Source organism: Acidocella aquatica (genome assembly GCF_030160635.1).
GTDB lineage: Bacteria > Pseudomonadota > Alphaproteobacteria > Acetobacterales > Acetobacteraceae > Acidocella > Acidocella aquatica.
On record NZ_BSOS01000067.1, the window covers coordinates 325,062 to 344,261 of the forward strand.

22 protein-coding genes and 1 tRNA gene are annotated in these 19,200 nt (G+C 62.3%); 13 read left to right on the forward strand and 10 right to left on the reverse strand.

The window, feature by feature from the left end; all coding sequences use genetic code 11:
- The first annotated feature begins 146 nt into the window (after positions 1-146).
- Positions 147-1,541, forward strand: coding sequence for a Hint domain-containing protein (locus QQJ84_RS12500; protein WP_284258543.1), 1,395 nt, complete (start codon positions 147-149; stop codon positions 1,539-1,541).
- Positions 1,542-1,672: 131 nt separating this feature from the next.
- On the opposite strand, the gene rho is transcribed toward QQJ84_RS12500, so the two are convergent.
- Positions 1,673-2,947 carry a transcription termination factor Rho gene (rho, locus tag QQJ84_RS12505; protein WP_284258544.1) on the reverse strand — a complete coding sequence of 425 codons (1,275 nt, stop codon included), beginning with the start codon at positions 2,945-2,947 and terminating at the stop codon, positions 1,673-1,675.
- A gap of 199 nt (positions 2,948-3,146) precedes the next feature.
- Between rho and QQJ84_RS12510 the strand changes: the two genes are divergently transcribed.
- Both QQJ84_RS12510 and QQJ84_RS12515 read left to right on the forward strand, forming a co-directional pair.
- Positions 3,147-3,953, forward strand: a complete 807-nt coding sequence (locus tag QQJ84_RS12510; RefSeq protein WP_284258545.1) for a carbon-nitrogen hydrolase family protein — start codon at positions 3,147-3,149, stop codon at positions 3,951-3,953.
- Between the two features lie 54 nt (positions 3,954-4,007).
- Positions 4,008-4,442 (forward strand): CBS domain-containing protein, encoded by a 435-nt coding sequence (locus QQJ84_RS12515; RefSeq protein ID WP_284258546.1) that lies wholly within the window; start codon positions 4,008-4,010, stop codon positions 4,440-4,442.
- Between the two features lie 12 nt (positions 4,443-4,454).
- Here QQJ84_RS12515 and QQJ84_RS12520 read toward each other — a convergent pair whose 3' ends face one another.
- Complete coding sequence (locus QQJ84_RS12520; protein WP_284258547.1) at positions 4,455-4,625, reverse strand: hypothetical protein; 171 nt, start codon at positions 4,623-4,625, stop codon at positions 4,455-4,457.
- Between the two features lie 193 nt (positions 4,626-4,818).
- On the opposite strand from QQJ84_RS12520, the gene hemA reads away from it, so the two are divergent.
- From hemA to QQJ84_RS12540, 4 genes are all read left to right on the forward strand, one after another.
- Entirely contained in the window at positions 4,819-6,036 is a 1,218-nt protein-coding gene (gene hemA / locus QQJ84_RS12525; protein ID WP_284258548.1) for a 5-aminolevulinate synthase, read from the forward strand.
- A gap of 3 nt (positions 6,037-6,039) precedes the next feature.
- Entirely contained in the window at positions 6,040-6,816 is a 777-nt protein-coding gene (locus QQJ84_RS12530) for an SDR family NAD(P)-dependent oxidoreductase (protein ID WP_284258549.1), read from the forward strand.
- Positions 6,817-6,966: 150 nt separating this feature from the next.
- Positions 6,967-7,518 carry an acetate uptake transporter gene (locus tag QQJ84_RS12535; RefSeq protein WP_284258551.1) on the forward strand — a complete coding sequence of 184 codons (552 nt, stop codon included), beginning with the start codon at positions 6,967-6,969 and terminating at the stop codon, positions 7,516-7,518.
- 61 nt (positions 7,519-7,579) lie between these two features.
- Positions 7,580-9,457 (forward strand): AMP-binding protein, encoded by a 1,878-nt coding sequence (locus tag QQJ84_RS12540; protein WP_284258553.1) that lies wholly within the window; start codon positions 7,580-7,582, stop codon positions 9,455-9,457.
- 62 nt (positions 9,458-9,519) lie between these two features.
- Here QQJ84_RS12540 and ychF read toward each other — a convergent pair whose 3' ends face one another.
- The 7 genes from ychF to rplU form a co-directional block, all read right to left on the reverse strand.
- Positions 9,520-10,611: a redox-regulated ATPase YchF gene (ychF, locus tag QQJ84_RS12545; RefSeq protein WP_284258555.1), complete on the reverse strand. Its 1,092-nt coding sequence runs from the start codon at positions 10,609-10,611 to the stop codon at positions 9,520-9,522.
- On the reverse strand, positions 10,601-11,188 hold the full coding sequence (gene pth / locus QQJ84_RS12550) for an aminoacyl-tRNA hydrolase (RefSeq protein ID WP_284258610.1): 588 nt from the start codon (positions 11,186-11,188) through the stop codon (positions 10,601-10,603). The genes ychF and pth overlap by 11 nt, the downstream gene beginning before the upstream one ends.
- Before the next feature lie 144 nt (positions 11,189-11,332).
- Entirely contained in the window at positions 11,333-12,037 is a 705-nt protein-coding gene (locus QQJ84_RS12555) for a 50S ribosomal protein L25/general stress protein Ctc (protein ID WP_284258556.1), read from the reverse strand.
- Between the two features lie 280 nt (positions 12,038-12,317).
- Positions 12,318-13,433, reverse strand: coding sequence for a glutamate 5-kinase (gene proB / locus QQJ84_RS12560; RefSeq protein ID WP_284258558.1), 1,116 nt, complete (start codon positions 13,431-13,433; stop codon positions 12,318-12,320).
- A complete protein-coding gene (gene obgE / locus QQJ84_RS12565; protein ID WP_284258559.1) occupies positions 13,430-14,431 on the reverse strand; it encodes a GTPase ObgE in 1,002 nt (333 codons plus the stop codon). Before obgE ends, proB begins: the two co-directional genes overlap by 4 nt.
- 68 nt (positions 14,432-14,499) lie before the next feature.
- A complete protein-coding gene (rpmA, locus tag QQJ84_RS12570; protein ID WP_284258560.1) occupies positions 14,500-14,769 on the reverse strand; it encodes a 50S ribosomal protein L27 in 270 nt (89 codons plus the stop codon).
- A gap of 11 nt (positions 14,770-14,780) precedes the next feature.
- On the reverse strand, positions 14,781-15,095 hold the full coding sequence (rplU, locus tag QQJ84_RS12575) for a 50S ribosomal protein L21 (protein WP_284258561.1): 315 nt from the start codon (positions 15,093-15,095) through the stop codon (positions 14,781-14,783).
- Between the two features lie 213 nt (positions 15,096-15,308).
- On the opposite strand from rplU, the gene QQJ84_RS12580 reads away from it, so the two are divergent.
- From QQJ84_RS12580 to QQJ84_RS12605, 6 genes are all read left to right on the forward strand, one after another.
- Positions 15,309-15,398 (forward strand) — tRNA-Ser (locus tag QQJ84_RS12580).
- Between the two features lie 124 nt (positions 15,399-15,522).
- Positions 15,523-16,815: a tyrosine-type recombinase/integrase gene (locus tag QQJ84_RS12585; RefSeq protein WP_284258562.1), complete on the forward strand. Its 1,293-nt coding sequence runs from the start codon at positions 15,523-15,525 to the stop codon at positions 16,813-16,815.
- 204 nt (positions 16,816-17,019) lie between these two features.
- Positions 17,020-17,262 (forward strand): type II toxin-antitoxin system VapB family antitoxin, encoded by a 243-nt coding sequence (locus tag QQJ84_RS12590; protein ID WP_284258563.1) that lies wholly within the window; start codon positions 17,020-17,022, stop codon positions 17,260-17,262.
- Positions 17,262-17,651 carry a type II toxin-antitoxin system VapC family toxin gene (locus tag QQJ84_RS12595; protein WP_284258565.1) on the forward strand — a complete coding sequence of 130 codons (390 nt, stop codon included), beginning with the start codon at positions 17,262-17,264 and terminating at the stop codon, positions 17,649-17,651. Before QQJ84_RS12590 ends, QQJ84_RS12595 begins: the two co-directional genes overlap by 1 nt.
- 163 nt (positions 17,652-17,814) lie before the next feature.
- Entirely contained in the window at positions 17,815-18,432 is a 618-nt protein-coding gene (locus tag QQJ84_RS12600; RefSeq protein ID WP_284258566.1) for a hypothetical protein, read from the forward strand.
- A gap of 67 nt (positions 18,433-18,499) precedes the next feature.
- Positions 18,500-18,730 carry a hypothetical protein gene (locus QQJ84_RS12605; protein WP_284258567.1) on the forward strand — a complete coding sequence of 77 codons (231 nt, stop codon included), beginning with the start codon at positions 18,500-18,502 and terminating at the stop codon, positions 18,728-18,730.
- 118 nt (positions 18,731-18,848) lie between these two features.
- Here QQJ84_RS12605 and QQJ84_RS12610 read toward each other — a convergent pair whose 3' ends face one another.
- Positions 18,849-19,181, reverse strand: coding sequence for a hypothetical protein (locus tag QQJ84_RS12610; protein WP_284258568.1), 333 nt, complete (start codon positions 19,179-19,181; stop codon positions 18,849-18,851).
- Positions 19,182-19,200: the final 19 nt, after the last annotated feature.

A 19,200-nucleotide genomic window follows, 5' to 3' on the forward strand; every position in this document is an offset into this window, starting at 1 on the left:
TGCGCGCGGCGGGGGCGGGCCGGGGAAAATTTTCCAGATCATTTTATTGTGAATTGTAAATGATCGGAGGGATCGAATACAATTAAAGGTGAATAGATTCATTAAGTCGCTCCTCTCAAGGTTGTGACAGTAAATTGGGAGCGCTCATGTCTGTTTTAACTGAGACTTATACTGGCGTGGCTGAGTTGGTCACCCTTTCCAGCGCTGGGAGCTATGTGCTGACTGCCGACGGTGGGACTGGGGGGGGTAGCACCTCTGGTGGTGTTGGCGGGGATGGGGCCATGGTTTCTGGCACATTTGCGCTGACGGCCGGGACGGTGCTGGAGATTGTAGTTGGTGGTGCAGGGGCGGTTGGAACCGCCGGCGGCGGCGGTGGTGGCGGCGGGAGTTTTATTTTTGATGAGACGACCGGGAAGCTGCTGGAAGCGGCCGGCGGTGGCGGCGGCAGCAGCTTTTTGGCGGGCTATTTGGGCGGTGGCGGGGTGATTACCAACGCTGGCGCATCAGGGGTCATAAGCACGATGAACGCTTATCCATTATTGGCTACTGATACCAATGAAGGCGTGGGGATGGGTGGTGTTGGCGGGTCTGGCGGGTCTGGCGGTGTGGACCTGATCTATGCGGCCAATGGCGGCGGTGGCGGCGGGGTTAGCGGCAATGGCACGAATGGGGTCGCCGTTGCCGGGACGCGCGGTGTGGGCGACGGTGGTACCGGCGGGAATGGCGGGTTTTTACTGCCGGGTGCCGGGGGCGTGGGGTATGGGCTGAGTGGCAATGGCGGATTTGGCGGCGGCGGTGGCGGCGGTTGGACGGGCGGTGGCGGCGGTGGCGGGTATAGCGGTGGTGGTGGCGGCAGCTATTACGGCGGCGGTGGTGGTGGGTCTTTCGTGGCCACCAATGCCAGCGCGCCGGTGTTGACGGCGGCGGTGAACGCGGCGGGTAACGGCGGGGTGGTGATTTCTCCGGCATGTTTCACCGCGGGCACGGGTATTCGCACGCCGGGCGGCGATGTGGCGGTGGAGACGCTGCAGGCGGGCGATGAGGTTTGTTTGAGCGATGGCGGGGTGGCGCGGGTTACCTGGCTGGGAGTGCAGAGTGTGTCCACCCGCTTTGGCGATCCGATGCGGGTGTTGCCAGTGCGCGTTAAGGCCGGGGCGCTGGGCGAGGGTGTGCCGGGGCGTGATCTGCTGGTTTCAGGTGAGCATGCGTTGTTCGTGGATGGCATATTGGCCCAGGCCGGAGCGCTGGTGAACGGGGTTTCAGTGGTGCGTGAGCATGATGTGCCCGAGGTGTTCCGGTATTATCATGTGGAGCTGGCGGCGCATGCGTTGTTGGTGGCGGAGAACACGCCGGCGGAGAGTTTCGTCGATAATGTGGACCGGGGCGTTTTTGAGAACTGGATGGGACGCGAGGCGCCGGTTCGGATTGTGGAAATGGAATATCCGCGTGCGAAGGCGGCGCGGCAGGTGCCGCGGGCGATGCGGGAGCGGTTGCTGGCGCGCGGCCTGGCGCTTTTTGGCGCGCGGGAAAGGGCGGCTTGAGGCTGGAGGGGGGCTGATGGGGGGAGATGCCAGCTTGCGCTGGCATGACGAAAGGGTGTGCGGGGAGATGCCAGCTTGCGCTGGCATGACGAAGAGGCGGGGGTGATGAAGGGAACCGGGGGAAGCCCCGGTTAAGTGTTCATGGCCTCGAAGAAATCGGCGTTGGTTTTGGAGTATTTCAGCTTGTCGAGCAGGAATTCCATCGCGTCGGTGGTGCCCATCTGGCTGAGGATGCGGCGCAGTACCCACATTTTCGACAAAGTGGCCTTCTCGACCAGCAGTTCTTCCTTGCGGGTGCCGGACTTGGTGATGTCGATGGCGGGGAAGGTGCGTTTGTCGGAGAGCTTGCGGTCCAGGATGATTTCGGAGTTGCCGGTGCCTTTGAACTCTTCGAAGATCACCTCGTCCATGCGCGAGCCGGTGTCGATGAGCGCTGTGGCGATGATGGTGAGGGAGCCGCCTTCCTCGATGTTGCGCGCGGCGCCGAAGAAGCGTTTGGGGCGCTGTAATGCATTCGCGTCCACGCCGCCGGTGAGCACCTTGCCCGACGAGGGGACGACGGTGTTGTAGGCGCGGGCGAGGCGGGTGATGGAGTCGAGCAAAATCACCACGTCGCGCTTGTGTTCGACCAGGCGCTTGGCCTTTTCCAGCACCATTTCGGTGACCTGGACGTGGCGGGTGGCGGGTTCGTCAAAGGTGGAGGCGACAACCTCGCCCTTCACGGAGCGCGACATGTCGGTGACTTCCTCGGGCCGTTCATCGATGAGCAGGACGATGAGGAAGACTTCCGGGTGGTTGGCCGAGATCGCCGCCGCGATGTTTTGCAGCATGACCGTTTTGCCGGTGCGGGGCGGAGCGACCACGAGGGCGCGCTGGCCTTTGCCGATGGGGGCGATGAGGTCGATGACGCGGGAGGTGTTGTCCTTCACCGAGCCTTTGGCAGTGGGCTCGGCGAGCTCGACCTCCATTTTCAGGCGCGAGGTGGGGTAGAGGGGGGTGAGGTTATCGAAATTGATGCGGTGTTTGACCGCTTCGGGGGATTCGAAATTGATCTTGTCGACCTTGGCCAGGGCGAAGTAGCGCTCGCCTTCCTTCGGGGCCTTGATTTCGCCGTCCACCGTGTCGCCGGTACGCAGGCTGAAGCGGCGGACCTGGGCGGGGGAGACGTAGATGTCTTCCGGGCCGGGGAGGTAGTTGGCCTCCGGGTTGCGCAGGAAGCCGAAACCATCGGGGAGGATTTCGAGCGTGCCGTCGCCGCGGATGATCTGGTCGTTTTCGGCGAAGGCCTTGAGGATGGCGAACATCATGTCCTGCTTGCGCAGGGAGGAGGCGTTCTCGACTTCCAGCTCTTCCGCGAGGTTGAGGAGGTCTGTCGGCGATTTGGCCTTGAGTTCGGCTAGATGCATGGGTGGTCCGATCGGGAGTGCGCGCCGGGCGGATGCTGGCGCAAAATGGGCGGTAGGGATGTTTGCAGGCTGAATACAGCCGCGCCGGCACGAATGGCCTGAGCGCTACATGAGGGTTTTGCCCTGCAACGTCAAGCTGGGGGTGCGGGGTATGAAATCAATGGTTTCAGGATTGGCGGAAACGGCTTAGACTGGCGGCATGAAAACTGCTCTTAAAATTGCCCTGTATCAAGGCCCTGGCGCCGTTAATAATCCCGAAGCCGCGTTCGCGCTCATGGAGCGCAAGGCGGCGCAAGCCAAGGCGCTGGGCGCCGATGTGTTGTTGCTGCCGGAGATGTATCTCTCGGGCTATAATATCGGACCGGAGAATGCGCGCAAATATGCGGTGACGGTGGCGGAGCTGGCGCCGGCGCGGCGGTTTGCCAGGGAGCAGGGGATTGCGCTGGCGTTTGGCTACCCCGAGCTGGTGGGCGAGAAGGTGGCGAACGCGGTTGTGCTGATCGGCCCGGATGGGGAGATTTTGCTGAATTACCGCAAGACGCATCTGTTTGGGGCGCTGGACCGGGCGATGTTCAAGGAGGTGGGCACGCAGTTTCCGGTGGCGAAGCTGGGCGGCTACACCATCGGCCTGCTGATATGTTATGATATTGAGTTTCCCGAGCCGGCGCGGCGGCTGGCGCTGGCGGGGGCGGATATTATATTGATACCGACGGCGCAGATGGTCCCCTATGACCAGGTGGCGCGGCATGTGATCCCGGCGCGGGCGTATGAGAACCAGGTATACGTGGCGTATGCCAACCATAGCGGCGAGGACGATGGGCTGAGTTATATCGGGCTTTCCAGCATTTGCGGGCCGGATGGCAAGGTGCTGGCGCTGGCGGGCACGGGTGAGGAGATGTTGCTGGCCGAGGTGGAGCGGGAGCATCATGCCGCCGTGCGGCGGGCGGACCCGTTGCTGGCGGACCGCAGGCCGGAACTTTATGGGCCGCTGGCGGGTATAAATTAGAGTTTGATCGGGGGGTGGAATGCTCCCATACTCCGGTGCAAAGGAGATGACGCCATGATTTTACAGGCAATTTTAGCCAATAAACCGGCCGGGTTCATAGCCGTTGCGCCGGATATGCGCATTAGTGCGGTGATTGATATTCTGGCGGAGAAGCATATCGGCGCGGTGCTGGTCGTGAGGCCGCAGAACGATCTGGTTGGTATATTGAGCGAGCGGGATGTGGTGCGCACCCTGGCTGCCAGCGCCGCCGCGACGCTGGATATGACCGTTGCGCAGTTGATGACGTCCAACCCCGCGACCGCCACTTTGGCGACCACGGTGGAGGAGGCGATGGAGCTGATGACCAACGGGCGGTTCCGGCATTTGCCGGTGCTGGAGGATGGCCGGTTGATCGGGCTGGTGAGCATCGGCGACGTGGTGAAGGCGCGGATCGACCAGCAGAAATACGAGGTGGACACACTGCGGACCTATGTGGTGGGCGGCGCCTGAGCGGGAAACAAGCTAACGCGGGCCGCGCATGATGACGGGGCGCGAGAGTATGGGCCGGCAGCGTGGTTGCTGGCGGGATTGTTCGCGCCAGATTGTCTGGACCTCGCGGTAGCGGGCGAGTGCCCAGGCGAGGCAGTAGGTGAGCAGGAAAGCCATGAAGGGAAGAAGAACCAGACGGGCCATGAGAACCTTCTTTGAGTGTGGATGGTAGGTTCTTCGTATCGTGAGAGGGTTAATGGGCCGTTTGCGAATTGGGGGTTTTGGGTGGTGAATCCTAATGGCGGCGTAATCTGTTTGCGGCGGGGTTTGATGCATGTCATTGACTTGGCCGTTGCTCTGGGTCTTTTCTCCGTGGCAATTCCAACCATGGCCGGTCATGCATAAGTTTCTTGTTAAATGTGATGAAGCTCTCAAGGAGATTTCGGCGCAGGGGCGCTACCGGCGCTTTGTCGCGCTGGAGAAGCTGGCGGATCGCTTTCCTTATTATTCAGTGACCATGGAGGGGCGGACGCGCGATATTCTCGTGTGGTCGTCCAATGATTATCTGGCGATGGGAACGGACCCGGTGGTGATTGAGGCGTCCATCGAAGCCGCGCGGCGGATGGGCGCCGGTGCGGGGGGGACGCGCAATATCGCGGGGTCATCGCCGCTGCATGTGGCGCTGGAGGAAGAGCTGGCGGATTTGCATGGCAAGGATGCGGCGCTGTTGTTCACCTCGGGCTATGTCTCGAACCAGGCGACGCTGAGCGCCATTTTAAACTCGCTGCCGGACTGGCATGTGTTCTCCGATGCGCAGAACCATAATTCGATGATTGTGGGGATAAAGGACGGGCGCAAGGCGAGCGTGCATGTGTTCAAGCATAACGACATGGCGGATCTGGAGCGGTTGCTGGCGGCGGCGCCGGCGGATGCGCCCAAGCTGATTGCGTTCGAGAGCGTATATTCGATGGATGGCGATATCGCGCCGCTGAAGGAGATATGCGATCTGGCGGATAGATATAACGCGCTGACGTATCTCGACGAGGTGCATGCGGTGGGCATGTATGGCGCGCATGGCGGCGGGGTTTCGGAGCGCGACGGGGTGGCGCACCGGATTACGATTATCGAGGGCACGCTGGCCAAGGGGTTTGGCTGCCACGGCGGGTATGTGACCGGGGATTTCAAGGTGCTGGATTATATCCGCTCGGTGGCGGCGGGGTTCATCTTCACCACCGCGCTGCCGCCGCCCACGGTTGCGGCGGCGCTGGCCTCGGTGCGGATGCTGAAGGCCGATTCCGCGCGCCGGGCCTTGTTGTTTGACCGGGCGGAGACGCTGAAGGCGAAGTTCCGCGCGGCGGGGCTGCCGGTGATGGCGAGTTCCAGCCATATCGTGCCGTTGATGATCGGCGATGCGGCGAAGGCGACGCAGGTTTCGATGCGCTTGATCCGTGAGTTTGGCATGTATGCGACACCGATCAACTATCCGACGGTGCCCCAGGGGACCGAGCGGCTGCGTTTTACGCCGGGGCCGAAACATAGCGATGCGATGATGGATGAGCTGGTGGGGGCGTTGCAGAAAATTCTGCTGAGCGAGCCTGCCGTTACGGGCGCCTGAGCCGTGGAGCTGGGGCTTGAGGGCAGGATTGTCCTTATAACGGGCGGGTCCAAGGGTATTGGATTGGCTTGCGCGCTTGGGTTCGCGGCAGAGGGGGCGCGGGTGGTGATCTGTTCGCGCGGGCAGGCGAATATTGACGCGGCGCTGCGGGAATTGCCCGGCGCGGTTGGGTTTGCCGCTGATTTGACCGATGCGGCCGCTGCCGCCGCGCTGGTGGCGCGGGTTGAAGAGGCGGTGGGGCCGGTTGATGTGTTGGTGAACAGCGCCGGGGCGGCGAGGCGCGCGCCGGTGGATGAGCTGACGCCGGCCGCGTGGCGGGCAGCGATGGATGCCAAGTATTTCAGCTATATTCATGTCATCGACCCGGTGATCAAGCGCATGGCGGCGCGCGGGGCGGGGGTGATTGTGAATGTGATCGGCAATGGCGGAAAGGTGCCGAACCCGATCCATATCGCGGGCGGGGCGGCCAACGCGGCGCTGATGCTGGCGACGGCGGGGCTGGCTGGTGCGTATGCGGGGCGCGGTGTGCGGGTGGTGGGCGTAAACCCGGCGGGGACCGAGACGGCGCGGATTGCCGAGGGGTTGCAGGCGGCCGCGCGGGCCGGCGGTGTGAGCCTGGAAGCGGCGCGGGGGCAGATGCTGGCGGGGATTCCCATTGGCCGGCTGGCGCGGCCGGGCGAGATTGCCGATTTGGTGGTGTTTCTGGCCTCGGCGCGGGCGGGTTATATCAGCGGTGTGAATGTGACGGTGGATGGTGCGACGGCGCCGATGGTTTTGTAAAAGATTTTTGTTGCAAAACGGGACAGGGGGTACATGATTTTGCGGAATCCCGAAAATCTGTAATAAATTTAACCAGCGGTGTGGCGCGGCCCAACGAGGTGGCGCCGCCGCGAAGTGCCTGACCGATAAAAACCACCGGAGAGAAACACAATGAAACTTGCCAACCCCGCACCGCTCGGATTGTTTGGATTTGCGCTCACCACCTGGCTGCTCAGCCTGGTCAACGCCGGGTTTCTGCCCGGGACGTCTGTTCCCCTCGTGCTGGCCATGGCGTTCGCCTTTGGTGGCACCGCGCAGTTTTTCGCCGGGCTGATGGAAATGGCCAAGGGCAATACGTTCGGCTTTGTTGCGTTCTGCTCTTATGGCGCGTTCTGGTGGAGCTTCGCGCTGTTCGCGAAATTTTTTGGCGACGGCGTGCCGGGTGCGGCTGTTGGCTGGTATCTGATTGTTTGGGGCGCGTTCACCTTTGCAATGTGGATCGGCACGTTCGCGCTCAACCGCGCGCTGTTCCTGATCTTCCTGGCGCTGTGGCCGACGTTTTTCCTGCTCGGGCTGGGGCCGATCACCGGCAATGCGGAGCTGACCACGCTGGGCGGTTATGGCGGGCTGATCACCGCGCTGCTGGCATTCTACCTGGGCGCTGCCGATATCATCAACGAGGCGCATGGCCGGACCGTACTTCCGGTTGGGGCGCGTTCCTGAGATTTCTGTTCCTGGGGGTGGTTCGCCACCCCCAGACCTGATTTTCAAGAAAGAAGAAAAAATGAGCGATTATCCCAGCCTTTATGCACAATGGCAGCAGGCGCCGGAAGCCTATTGGGCGCAGGCGGCCGGGCTGATTGACTGGGACAAGGCGCCGGAGCGGATATTTGATGGCGGGATAGGGCCTTATGGCACGTGGTTCCCCGATGCCTGGCTGAATACATCGTATAATTGTCTGGACCGCCATGTGGCGGCTGGGCGCGGCGCGAATATCGCGTTGATATGGGATTCGCCCATGGAGGGGCGGGTTGAACATATTACCTACGCCCAGGCGCTGGGGCGGGTTGAGAAAATCGCCGGGGCGCTGGCGGCGCTCGGCGTGACCAAGGGCGACCGCGTTGTTGTTTATATGCCGATGGTGCCCGAGGCGGTGTTTGCCATGCTCGCCTGCGCGCGGCTGGGGGCGATCCACTCCATGGTGTTTGGCGGGTTTGCGGCGCCGGAGCTGGCGGCGCGCATCACCGATGCACAGCCGAAAGTGGTGATCGCGGCCTCCTGCGGGTTGGAGCCGGGGCGGGTTGTGACCTACAAGCCGATGCTCGATGCGGCGCTGGCGCTCTCGGAGCACAAGCCCGAGGCGTGTTTGATTTTTCAGCGCGCGGCGTGCCGCGCCGAGCTGGTGGCGGGGCGGGATTTTGATTTCGTGGAGGCCGAGAGGGCCGCGGCGCCGCATGGGCCGGTGAGCGTGGAGGGGGCGCATCCGCTGTATATCCTCTACACCTCGGGCACGACCGGGCGGCCGAAGGGCGTGGTGCGCGACAACGGCGGGCATGCGGTGGCGCTGGCGCAGAGCATGAAAATCATTTTTGACGTTGGGCCGGGCGAGGTGATCTGGGCGGCGGCCGATGTGGGCTGGGCCGTGGGGCATTCGTATCTGGTGTATGCGCCGCTGCTCGCGGGGGCGGCCACGATCATGTATGAGGGCAAGCCGACCGGGACGCCGGATGCCGGTGCATTCTGGCGGGTTGCTGCGCAGCATAAGGCGAAGGTGTTGTTCACCGCGCCGACGGCGCTGCGGGCGATCAAGCAGCAGGACCCGGAAGGGGCGTTTATTCCCAAATATGATCTTTCGGGTATGCGGGCGCTGTTTTTGGCGGGGGAGCGGTGCGACCCGCCGACGGCAATGTGGATTGAGGCGCTGCTGGGCAAGCCGGTGATTGATAATTATTGGCAGACGGAGACGGGCTGGCCGATTACGGCGCGGTTTTTGGGCCTGGGGCTGACGCCGTTCAAGCCGGGTTCGGGCGGGCGGCCGTCGCCGGGGTATGATATCGCGCCGCTGGATGAGACCGGCGAGCCGGTGGCGGCGGGGAGCACGGGGAATTTATGTATCCGCCTGCCAATGCCGCCGGGCTGCGGGCCGACGCTGTGGCAAAATGACGATGGGTATCGGGCGGCGTATCTCACCGCGTTTCCGGGCTGGTATAAGACCGGGGATGCCGGGATGGTGGATGCGGATGGCGATGTGTGGGTGATGGGGCGGACGGATGATATCATCAACGTCGCCGGGCACCGGCTCTCCACCGGGGCGATGGAGGAGGTGCTGGCGATGCACAGGGATGTCGCCGAATGCGCGGTGATCGCCAAGGCGGATGCGCTGAAAGGGGAGATCCCCTACGGGCTGGTGGTGCTGAAGGCGGGCTGTGAGCGGGAAGCCGCGGTGATTGAGAAAGAGCTGATCGCGCTGGTGCGCGAGAAGATCGGCCCGGTGGCGGCGTTTCGCGATGTGATGGTGGTGCAGCGGCTGCCGAAAACGCGGTCGGGCAAGATTTTGCGGGCGACGATACGCAAGATCGCCAATGGCGAGACGGTGAGCGTGCCGGGGACGATCGAGGATGCGAGCGTGCTGGAGCAGATCGCGGTGGCGTTCGGGCGGTAGGGGGATGCCAGCTTTCGCTGGCATGACGAAGAGGGGGCTGGCGCGACGAAGAGGGCGCGGTTTTAGACGTTGAAGCGGAAGAGCAGCACGTCGCCGTCTTTTACCACGTAGTCGCGGCCTTCGATGCGCAATTTGCCGGCCTCGCGGGCGCCGGCTTCGCCTTTGTAGGCGATGTAGTCTTCATAAGCGGTGGTCTCGCAGGCGATGAAGCCGCGTTCGAAATCGCCATGGATGACGCCGGCGGCGCCGGGGGCCTTGGTGCCTTTGGTGATGGTCCAGGCGCGGGTTTCCTTCGGCCCGACGGTGAAATAGGTGATGAGGCCGAGCAGGGCGTAGCCGGCGCGGATGATGCGATCCAGCCCGCTGTCTTCCAGGCCGAGATCGGCGAGGAAGGAGGCGCGGTCTTCTTCCGGCAACTGGGCGACTTCGGATTCGATGGCGGCGGAGACGACCACGCTGAGCGCGCCGACGGATTTTGCCATCTCGGCGACGCGGGCGGACTGGGCGTTGCCGGTGGCGGCCGAGGCTTCCTCGACATTGCAGACATAGAGCACCGGCTTGGCGGTGAGCAGGTTGAGGCGCTTGGCGTCCTCGGCGGTTTCGGGCGTGATGGCGGTGCGGGCGGGTTTGCCTTGTTCGAGGGCGGCGAGGATCGGCTCCATGAGGGCGGCATCAATGGCGGCCTGGCGGTCGTTCTTGGCGCGTTTCTGGAGGGCGGGCAGACGCTTGGAGAGGGATTCGAGGTCGGCCAGCATCAGCTCGGTCTCGACCGTCTCGGCGTCGCGGATAGGGTCGACGCTGCCTTCAACATGGGTCACGTCGTCGTCCTCGAAGCAGCGCAGCACATGCACGATGGCGTCCACCTCGCGGATGTTGGCGAGGAACTGGTTGCCGAGGCCCTCGCCCTTGGAGGCGCCGCGGACGAGGCCCGCGATGTCGACGAATTCCAGGCTGGTGGGGACCACCTTGATGGATTTGCCGATGATGGCCAGGGCATCCATGCGTTTATCGGGCACGGCGACGCGGCCGGTGTTGGGCTCGATGGTGCAGAAGGGGTAGTTGGCGGCTTGCGCGGCGACCGTGGCGGTGAGCGCGTTGAAGAGGGTCGATTTGCCGACATTCGGCAGGCCGACGATACCGCAGTTAAAGCCCATTTTTCTGGTCCTTGGTGAGTAGTGCGAGGCGGGTCATGTAGTCTTCCGGCTTTTGCGCGGCCAGCAGGGCGGCTTCATCGGCCACCGCGTCGAGCATTGGCAGCAGCCAGTCAAGGTCCGGCTTGGTGAAATCGCCCAGGACATGGCCGGTAACGCGGTGCTTCTCACCCGGATGGCCGATGCCCAGGCGCACGCGCCAGTAGTCCGGGGTGTTCAGATGCTGGTCCATGCTGCGCAACCCGTTGTGGCCGGCGGCGCCGCCGCCTTTTTTGACGCGGATCTTGCCGGGGGCGAGGTCGAGGTCGTCATGAAACACGGTGATGTCCGCGGGCGGGATTTTGAAGAAAGTGGCCGCCGCCTGGACGGATTCGCCGGAGAGATTCATGTAGGTCATGGGTTTGAGCGCCAGGATTTTATGGCCGGCGATTACGCCCTCGGATACATGGCCCTTAAAGCGTTGCCGCCATGGTGAGAAACCATGGCGGCGCGCGATGACATCAATAGCCATGAAGCCGATGTTGTGCCGCTGCCGCGCCATGGCTGGCTCTGGGTTGCCGAGACCGACCCAAAGAAACATGGCACTAATGTCCCGCTCCAGAAGTGATTGGCTCATCCAAGAGGTTCATAACCGGGACATTAGCCTTTTGCTTATGCGGCCTGCTTATCCAAATCATGCGCTGCAAAGTACAGCACATGATTTGGGCAGGACGCGGAAAGAAGATTATTTCTTCTTGGGTGCGGGCTTGGCGGCCGGAGCGGCTGCTGCTGCCTTGGGAGCGGCCTTGCCACCCTTGCCCTTGGCGGGAGCGGCTGCGGCGGCTGCTGCTTTCGCGGCATCCTCGGCAAGTTGCTCGGCGGAGACGGTCGGCGCCGCGATGGTGGCGATGACGAAGTCACGGTCAGTGATGACCGGGCGAGCGTCGCCCACGCCGATGAGGTTGTGCCAGCGGATGGTGTCGTTGATTTCCAGCGGGCCCAGATCAACCTCGAACTTCTCGGGGATGTTGTCAGGGTCGCAGGCAACTTCCACCGTGTGGCGCACGACGTTGAGCACGCCGCCGCGCTTGATGCCGGGGCTGATGCCTTCGTTCAGGAACACCACATGCACGCCAACGCGCACACGCTCACCCGAGGCCAGACGCTGAAAATCCACATGCTCGGGAGCATCGGTGACCGGGTGGAACTGCACATCGCGCATCAGGGCGCGAATGTTCTGGCCATCCAGGGTGATTTCATACAGGCGCGAACGCCAGCCGCCACGCTTGAGCTCGCGCATAACAATGCGCGGGTCGAGCGCGATCAGGGAGGGTTCCTGCTTCGCGCCATAAATTACCGCAGGTACTTTACCTGCACGCCTCGTCGCCCGCGCCACCCCCTTGCCGGCACGCGAACGCGACTCAGCTTCGATGAGTTCGAAATTGGCCATGTTTTACGCTCCTATAAACAACAAAAGCCGGCCTCCAGGGGTGCCGGCGGGCGGGGTGTAGCGCGAATTGGGGGATTGTTCAACTAAGGCCAAGGGGCGCCGCCCCTTGGTACCCCGCCAAAGGCTGAGTCTTTGGAATCCATTACCAAGGTTTCTGAAAAGGGCCCGCCGCACGGGTGTTGGAGAGGCTTGAGCAAGCCCTTTTCAGAAACCTTATTAACGCGTTCGAAGGGCGCGGCCCTTCGCGGGGGTCCAGGGGGCAGCGCCCCATGGCCTTAACTTAGAACAACACCAAATCGTCGCGATGCACGGCTTCGTCGCGGCCGCGGAAGCCGAGGAGGGATTCGAAGTCTTCGGAGCGGTGGCCGGCGAGGGTTTGGGAGTCGGCGCTGGAGTAGGCGGCGAGGCCGCGGGCGATGCGGGTGCCGGTGAGGGTCAGGATTTCCACCGGGTCGCCGCGCTCGAAGGAGCCGGTGACGGTTTTGATGCCGGCGGGCAGCAGGGAGGAGCCTTTGCGCAGGGCGCGGGCGGCGCCGTCGTCAATGACCAGGGTGCCTTGGGGGGCGAGGTGGCCGGCGATCCAGTTTTTGCGCGCGCCCCGGCCTTCAGGCGCGGGGAGGAACCAGGTGCATTTGGCGCCCGCGGCGATGGCGGCGAGCGGGTGTTGGAGGTTGCCCTGGGCGATGGCCATGGCGACGCCCGATTGCGTGGCGATGTGGGCGGCGATGAGTTTGGTGCGCATGCCGCCGGAGGAATAGCCGGCGGGGGGTTCGCCGCCCATCGCGTCGATTTCGGGGGTTAGGGATTCCACCACGGGGATGTGGGTGGCGGCGGGGTTTTTACGGGGGTCGGCGGTGTAGAGGCCGTCAATGTCGGAGAGGAGGATGAGGGCGTCGGCCTGGACCATTTCGGCGACACGGGCGGCCAGGCGGTCGTTATCGCCGAAGCGGATTTCGGTGGTGGCGACGGTGTCGTTCTCGTTGATGACGGGGATGCAGCGCAGCGCGAGGAGGGTGGTGAGGGTGGCGCGCGCGTTGAGGTAGCGGCGGCGGTCCTCGGTGTCGGCCAGGGTGAGCAGGAGCTGAGCGGCGGTGAGGTTTTGGGCCGAGAGGGAGTCCGACCAGGCTTGGGCGAGGCGGATCTGGCCGACGGCGGCGGCGGCTTGTTTTTCCTCAAGGCGGAGTTTGGGCGCGGTGAGGTTGAGTTTTTGCCGGGCCAGCGAGATGGCGCCTGATGAGACGACGATAACTTCAGCGCCACGGGCGGCGAGGGCCGCGATGTCGGCCGTGACGCTGTTGAGCCAGTTGGTGCGCGGGGCGGCGGTTGAGGGGTCGACGATGAGGGCGCTGCCGATTTTCACCACGATGCGGCGGGCGGCGGTCAGCGATGGGATCATTTTTTTCGGGATTCCGTGATGATGTTTTGCAGGGCGCGCAGCACCTCGGGGATGCCCTGGCCGGAGACGCCGGAGGCGACCATGACTGTGGCGCCGGAGGCTTTGGCAAGGGCGGCGCGGCGCGAGGAGATTTCGCGCGGGGTCATGGCGTCGGCCTTGTTCAGCACGATGATTTCGGGCTTGTCGATAAGGCCGCCGCCGTATTCGGCGAGCTCGTGGCGCACGGTGCGCCAGGCGTCGACACAGTTGCCGGCGGCGCCGTCAATGAGGTGGACCAGCACGGCGCAGCGCTCGACATGGCCGAGGAAGCGGGTGCCAAGGCCGGTGCCTTCATGCGCGCCCTCGATGAGGCCGGGGATGTCAGCGATGACGAATTCCTCGGACATGGAGAGGCGGACCACGCCAAGCTGCGGGTGCAGGGTGGTGAAGGGGTAGTCGGCGATTTTGGGGTGCGCGCCGGAGACCACGGAGAGGAAAGTGGATTTGCCAGCATTGGGCTGGCCGACGAGGCCGACGTCGGCGATGAGTTTGAGGCGCAGCCAGACCCAGCGTTCCTCGCCGGGCCAGCCTTTGTCGGCGCGGCGCGGTGCGCGGTTGGTGGAGGTTTTGAAGCGCGCGTTGCCGAAGCCGCCGTCGCCGCCGCGCAGCAAAGTGATGGTTTTGCCGGGCGTATCCATGTCGGCGAGGAGGGTTTCCTTGTCGTCATCGAAAATCTGGGTGCCGATGGGGACTTTGATGCGCAGGGTGGGGGCGCCAGCGCCGGTACGGTCGGCGCCGGAGCCGTTGCCGCCTTTTTTGGCGCGGAAATGCTGGGAATAGCGGAAGTCGATCAGGGTGTTGAGGTTTTCCACCGCTTCGAACACGACATCGCCGCCACGGCCGCCGTCACCGCCGTCGGGGCCGCCGAGCTGGATGAATTTTTCGCGCCGGAAGGCGGTGACGCCGTCACCGCCGTCGCCGGATTTGAGGTAGATTTTCGCCTGGTCGAGGAATTTCATTTTTTCGATCTGCTAAAACAAAAAAGGCCGGCTGGTGCCGGCCTTCTTCGAAGGATTGCGCGGCCGGATTATTCGGCGGCGAGTTTAACCGGAGTCACGGAAACATGCACGCGGTCGTCAGATTTGCGCTCGAACAGCACCGTGCCTTCAGCCAGGGCGAAGATGGTGTGGTCGCGGCCGACGCCGACGTTGAGGCCGGGTTTCACCTTGGTGCCGCGCTGGCGGATGATGATGTTGCCGGGGATGACAGCCTGGCCGCCGGATTTTTTGACGCCAAGACGGCGGCCCGCGGTGTCGCGGCCGTTACGCGATGAGCCGCCTGCTTTTTTATGTGCCATTTGAGTGCTCCTTAAGCCGCGTTAATGGAGGAGACGCGCAGAACGGTGACGCACTGGCGGTGGCCGTTCTTGCGGCGGCTGTTCTGCCGGCGGCGCTTTTTGAAGATGATGACTTTTGCCAGACGGTCCTGCGCGATGACGGTGGCGGTGACGGTGGCGCCAGCCAGGTTGGGGGCGCCAAGCTTCAACGCACCCTCGCCGCCTACGGCCAGAACATCCGTGAAGGTGACGGTGCTGCCGGCTTCCGCCTCGAGCTTTTCAACTTTTAATACGGCGTCCGGGGTGACGCGGTATTGCTTGCCGCCGGTGCGGATGACTGCGAACATGGGTCTAGGTCCAATCTGGTGTCGTCAAAAATAGAGTGCGCGGCGGGGCCGGGCCCTGTCGCGAGAGTGGCGCGTTATAGCCGGGCGGGGGGATGTGTCAATGCTGAAAGCGCGGGGCTGGTGGGCGGAACGTTTGCGGGGGCGGCGGGGGGATGGTTGCAGGGGAGCGGGCTGGCCCGTATAAGCCGCCGGCGAGATATATATCCGTACCCAGGAGAGGTGCCAGAGTGGCCGATTGGGACAGTCTCGAAAACTGTTGTGGGTGCAAGCCTACCGTGGGTTCGAATCCCACCCTCTCCGCCAACCCCCTTCCAGGCCCATCCACCGCTGTTGCAAAACATAAACATTTCAAGCGGATATTCAATTTTCTTTCCATGGCGGTTGACGCAAATTCAGGGGTATCTCACGCTAATTTGTGGGTAGGTTTGTGGGTGGATTTTTGGTAGATTTATTGATAAGCTTGTTAGTCATGGCACATGTAATCAATAAGTTGTCGGCAGCCAAGGTGAAAAATGCGGGCCCCGGACTGCATGGCGATGGGGCAAATTTGTACCTCCAGGTGTCGCCGACGGGGGGAAAGTCCTGGTCATTCAGATTTATGTTGAACAGGCGTGTCCGGGAAATGGGGCTGGGGCCGCTGCACATCGTCAGCCTGGCGGAAGCCCGCACCAAGGCGGCCGCCATGCGGCAAATGCTGCTGGACGGCGTTGATCCGATCGAGATGAGACAGCAGACGCGCAAGAAAGTGACGCTGGAAGCGGCCAGCGCCACGACTTTTGAGACGGTCGCGCAAGCCTATATCAAGGCACACGAGGCAGGGTGGTCAAATGAGAAACACGCCAAGCAATGGAAGGCGACACTGGAGACCTACGTTTACCCGGTTTTCGGGGCGCTGGCGGTCTCCTCAATTGACCTGTCGCTGGTGACAAAGGTGCTGGAGCCGATCTGGAAGCAGAAACCCGAGACGGCCAGCCGGGTTCGCGGGCGTATCGAGGCCGTTCTGGATTACGCCACCACCAAAGGCTGGCGCACGGGGGACAATCCGGCCCGTTGGCGAGGGTATCTGGAAAACCTGTTTCCGGCAACGGGAAAGATTTCCCGGGTGCAACACCACGGGGCGCTGGCTTGTGCCGAGATGCCCGCATTCATCAAGGAATTGAAGGCGCAGCAAGGGCTGGCGGCGAACGCGCTGCTTTTGACGGTGCTGACGGCAACGCGCACCGGCGATGTCATCGGCGCCCGCTGGGAAGAGGTGGATATGGCCCAGCGCGTGTGGACGGTTCCGGCGGCGAGGATCAAAGGCCGGCGGCGCGATCACCGCATCCCGCTCTCCGGCACCGCCGTAGCTCTTCTGAAACGGGCCATGCCGCAGCGGGACGCGGGCGAGGTGCTGGCAGGATTTGTCTATCCGGGGGGCAAGGCTGGCCGAGGCCTGTCCAATATGGCGCTGCTGGCAGTCTTAAAGCGGATGCAGTGCCGGGGGGTGACCACGCACGGCTTCCGCTCGACGTTTCGCGACTGGGCCGCCGAGCAAACCGATTACCGGCCAGAGATTGTCGAGAGCGCCTTGGCGCATGTTGTGTCCAACAAGGTGGAGGCAGCTTACAAGCGAACTGATTTCTTTGATCTCAGGCGGCAATTGATGGCCGACTGGGCCGATTTCTGCGAGGGCAGGCCGCCGGGGGGGAAACTTGGACAAAGCGATCCGGCAGATGACTAAGCGGCCGGCCAAGTTCTCGCTGATACGCTTAGATTGTCAGAGACGCGCTGCCGGAATTTCTTCCTCAACGGAATAGAACGCGTCATATCGAACGACACGTTCTACCTGCTTACATGGTTTGCGCTGAAAGTGCTGGTTTTGCCATGACGCATGTGTCATTATGTATTTCAAACTTCGTCAATACAGGTTTATCGGATCAGCGCCATGAATCTACAAATACGTGACCCCCGGGCTCGCGAACTTGCCCGGCGTATTGCGCACCGCCGCCATATTTCCATGACGGAGGCGGTTATTGAAGCCTTGGAGGCGGAGTTCCGCCGCATATCTGCGCAGCAGCCTCTAGCGGAGCGGCTGGATGCCATTGCAGATGAGCTGGCAACCTTAGCCAAGCCTGGCGGCCGGGATATGACGAAGGATGAGGTCGATGCGATGTGGGGTCATCGCTGATGTTTATCGACACGTCGGTTATTGTCGCGATTCTCTCGAAAGAACCCGATGCAACCGAATTTGCGAACCGGATTGAAGCGGCGGAGTGCATCACCTCGGCTCTTGTTATCCTGGAATCGGCCATGCGGCTCTCGACTAAGCTTGTGATTGATCCTGTCGTGGTGGAACGCCGGATTCAGGCTTTTTTGGACGAGGCTCAGATCACCCTGGCGCCGATGGATGCAATAACAGCCAGTTTGGCGGTCAAGGCTTTTGCTGATTACGGAAAGGGCAGGGGCAACCCCGCCCAACTCAACCTGGCGGATTGCCTTTCCTACGCCTGTGCAAAGGCGCAGGGCGTGCCGCTTATGTATAAAGGCAAGGATTTTTCTTACACAGATTTGGGGTGATTTTGGCGCTTCGTGACGCTTAGGTTTCAGGCATGGCGGTCACGGTCCCTGCCGTGTGGGGTCAACCTTCTGGCTTGGAGATCATCGTCCGGAAATAGCAGAACCCGCCTTGAGGGCGGGCCGCCGGGGAAGAAACTGGGTAACACTGTTGAAGGGGCAGGCGATGGGCAAAGCGATCAGGCAGAAGACTAAGCGGCCGGCCAAAACAAAAACGGCCGTGCAAATCCTCGATGATATGCGCGATCGCCGCCACGATCCCGATAAAGCATTGGCCCTGATCAAGGCGGCGCATGCCGCGGGCGGGCGGCCGGTTGACCATGATCACGCAGGGGCGGTGCGAAACGGCTTCGTCGAAGTGCTTCATCCCAATGAAGTCCTAATGCAAAGAAACGGGAAAACAGGTTACCGGACAAAAGGCGTGGTCAAGGGGCCGTTACGCGCTTTGTCGTTTCTGGAGCGGCGGTTAATTGAGAAAGAACAAGATTTTCTCAAACAAATTTCAAAGTTCACGAAGCTCGACAACGCATTGACGCATTTTGCCGCCACGCAGGGGCAAGCAAGTGCGCGTGCCGCCAGGCTGAGACGCCAACGAGCCGATGAATTAAGCGCGGTCATTATCGGCCTATACGAAAACTGCCGCCTACCACCGCATTTGAGGGCGGGGTTTGTTACGCGCAAGCTGGCCGCCGCGGGGCGGGACATTAGTGAGCGCCGGGTACGCCAGATTATTTCCGCAAAAATCACCGCGCAATTTCAGAAAAGTGGAAATGACGGGGAGTGAAAATGTTTTCTCATCCGCAGGTGTCCCGCATGATCTGTCCATGTTCAACTCTGAGGAGAAGGCAAGCATGGCGACCAATCACGATCACCCGCACTACGTCACCATCCCCGAGTGGGTGAAGCGCACTGGCATTTCGCGGGCCAAAACCTATGAATTGTTGGCCGAAAATGTGCTCCAGTCACGCAAGATCGGCGCGCGGACGCTGGTCGATTTCATCGCCGGTCTGGCCTGGATTGACGCACAGCCGGCCGCTAAAATTCGTCAGCGCTTCAAGGTGATGCCGGGTTCCAAAAAGTAAACTTAGCCGCGTTATCAACGCCGGCATAAAAAATCCCCGACCGCCAACGCGATCGGGGATTTTTTATTGAAACTGGGCGGGTTCATTTTTAGCACCGCCCAGCTCCGAGCAAGTTCTGCTAGTGACTGTAGCCTGTCGTCGGGAATGTGCCGAGCAACTTCTCGGTGTAGATGACGAGGGCTTCAGCATGGCCGTTGAGGGTTTTCGCCACATCTAAGACCCTCATCATCGATTCGGCGATGATGAAGGTTTGATCTGCGGATCCTCCCGCGGCCAATTGCTTCGCAACTTCGGCCGCGGTGGCACCGACGGTTTCGTTGTGAGCCGCAAGGCTTTGGACAAATTCGCCGATCAGCAGTTGCAGCCGAACCCGCTCCTCCGCCCATTGCGGGGCGGCGGATGCGGCATCCGTGTCGATGCCGGGGTTTCCGGCGTTTTGATCTTTAGTCATATGTATTGTCCTTAAAAAA

What these genes read in the sequence shown, in the direction of transcription:
- proB (WP_284258558.1), bottom strand. Translation starts at nt 13,433, where the DNA reads ATGATCCCATCGCTGACCGCCGCCCGCCGCATCGTGGTGAAAATCGGC.
- pth (WP_284258610.1), bottom strand. Translation starts at nt 11,188, where the DNA reads ATGTTTCTTTGGGTCGGTCTCGGCAACCCAGAGCCAGCCATGGCGCGG.
- rho (WP_284258544.1), bottom strand. Translation starts at nt 2,947, where the DNA reads ATGCATCTAGCCGAACTCAAGGCCAAATCGCCGACAGACCTCCTCAAC.
- ychF (WP_284258555.1), bottom strand. Translation starts at nt 10,611, where the DNA reads ATGGGCTTTAACTGCGGTATCGTCGGCCTGCCGAATGTCGGCAAATCG.
- rpmA (WP_284258560.1), bottom strand. Translation starts at nt 14,769, where the DNA reads ATGGCACATAAAAAAGCAGGCGGCTCATCGCGTAACGGCCGCGACACC.
- QQJ84_RS12600 (WP_284258566.1), top strand. Translation starts at nt 17,815, where the DNA reads ATGGGCAAAGCGATCAGGCAGAAGACTAAGCGGCCGGCCAAAACAAAA.
- QQJ84_RS12595 (WP_284258565.1), top strand. Translation starts at nt 17,262, where the DNA reads ATGTTTATCGACACGTCGGTTATTGTCGCGATTCTCTCGAAAGAACCC.
- QQJ84_RS12535 (WP_284258551.1), top strand. Translation starts at nt 6,967, where the DNA reads ATGAAACTTGCCAACCCCGCACCGCTCGGATTGTTTGGATTTGCGCTC.
- QQJ84_RS12605 (WP_284258567.1), top strand. Translation starts at nt 18,500, where the DNA reads ATGGCGACCAATCACGATCACCCGCACTACGTCACCATCCCCGAGTGG.
- QQJ84_RS12500 (WP_284258543.1), top strand. Translation starts at nt 147, where the DNA reads ATGTCTGTTTTAACTGAGACTTATACTGGCGTGGCTGAGTTGGTCACC.
- QQJ84_RS12515 (WP_284258546.1), top strand. Translation starts at nt 4,008, where the DNA reads ATGATTTTACAGGCAATTTTAGCCAATAAACCGGCCGGGTTCATAGCC.
- QQJ84_RS12610 (WP_284258568.1), bottom strand. Translation starts at nt 19,181, where the DNA reads ATGACTAAAGATCAAAACGCCGGAAACCCCGGCATCGACACGGATGCC.
- QQJ84_RS12555 (WP_284258556.1), bottom strand. Translation starts at nt 12,037, where the DNA reads ATGGCCAATTTCGAACTCATCGAAGCTGAGTCGCGTTCGCGTGCCGGC.
- hemA (WP_284258548.1), top strand. Translation starts at nt 4,819, where the DNA reads ATGCATAAGTTTCTTGTTAAATGTGATGAAGCTCTCAAGGAGATTTCG.
- rplU (WP_284258561.1), bottom strand. Translation starts at nt 15,095, where the DNA reads ATGTTCGCAGTCATCCGCACCGGCGGCAAGCAATACCGCGTCACCCCG.
- QQJ84_RS12590 (WP_284258563.1), top strand. Translation starts at nt 17,020, where the DNA reads ATGAATCTACAAATACGTGACCCCCGGGCTCGCGAACTTGCCCGGCGT.
- QQJ84_RS12540 (WP_284258553.1), top strand. Translation starts at nt 7,580, where the DNA reads ATGAGCGATTATCCCAGCCTTTATGCACAATGGCAGCAGGCGCCGGAA.
- QQJ84_RS12520 (WP_284258547.1), bottom strand. Translation starts at nt 4,625, where the DNA reads ATGGCCCGTCTGGTTCTTCTTCCCTTCATGGCTTTCCTGCTCACCTAC.
- QQJ84_RS12510 (WP_284258545.1), top strand. Translation starts at nt 3,147, where the DNA reads ATGAAAACTGCTCTTAAAATTGCCCTGTATCAAGGCCCTGGCGCCGTT.
- obgE (WP_284258559.1), bottom strand. Translation starts at nt 14,431, where the DNA reads ATGAAATTCCTCGACCAGGCGAAAATCTACCTCAAATCCGGCGACGGC.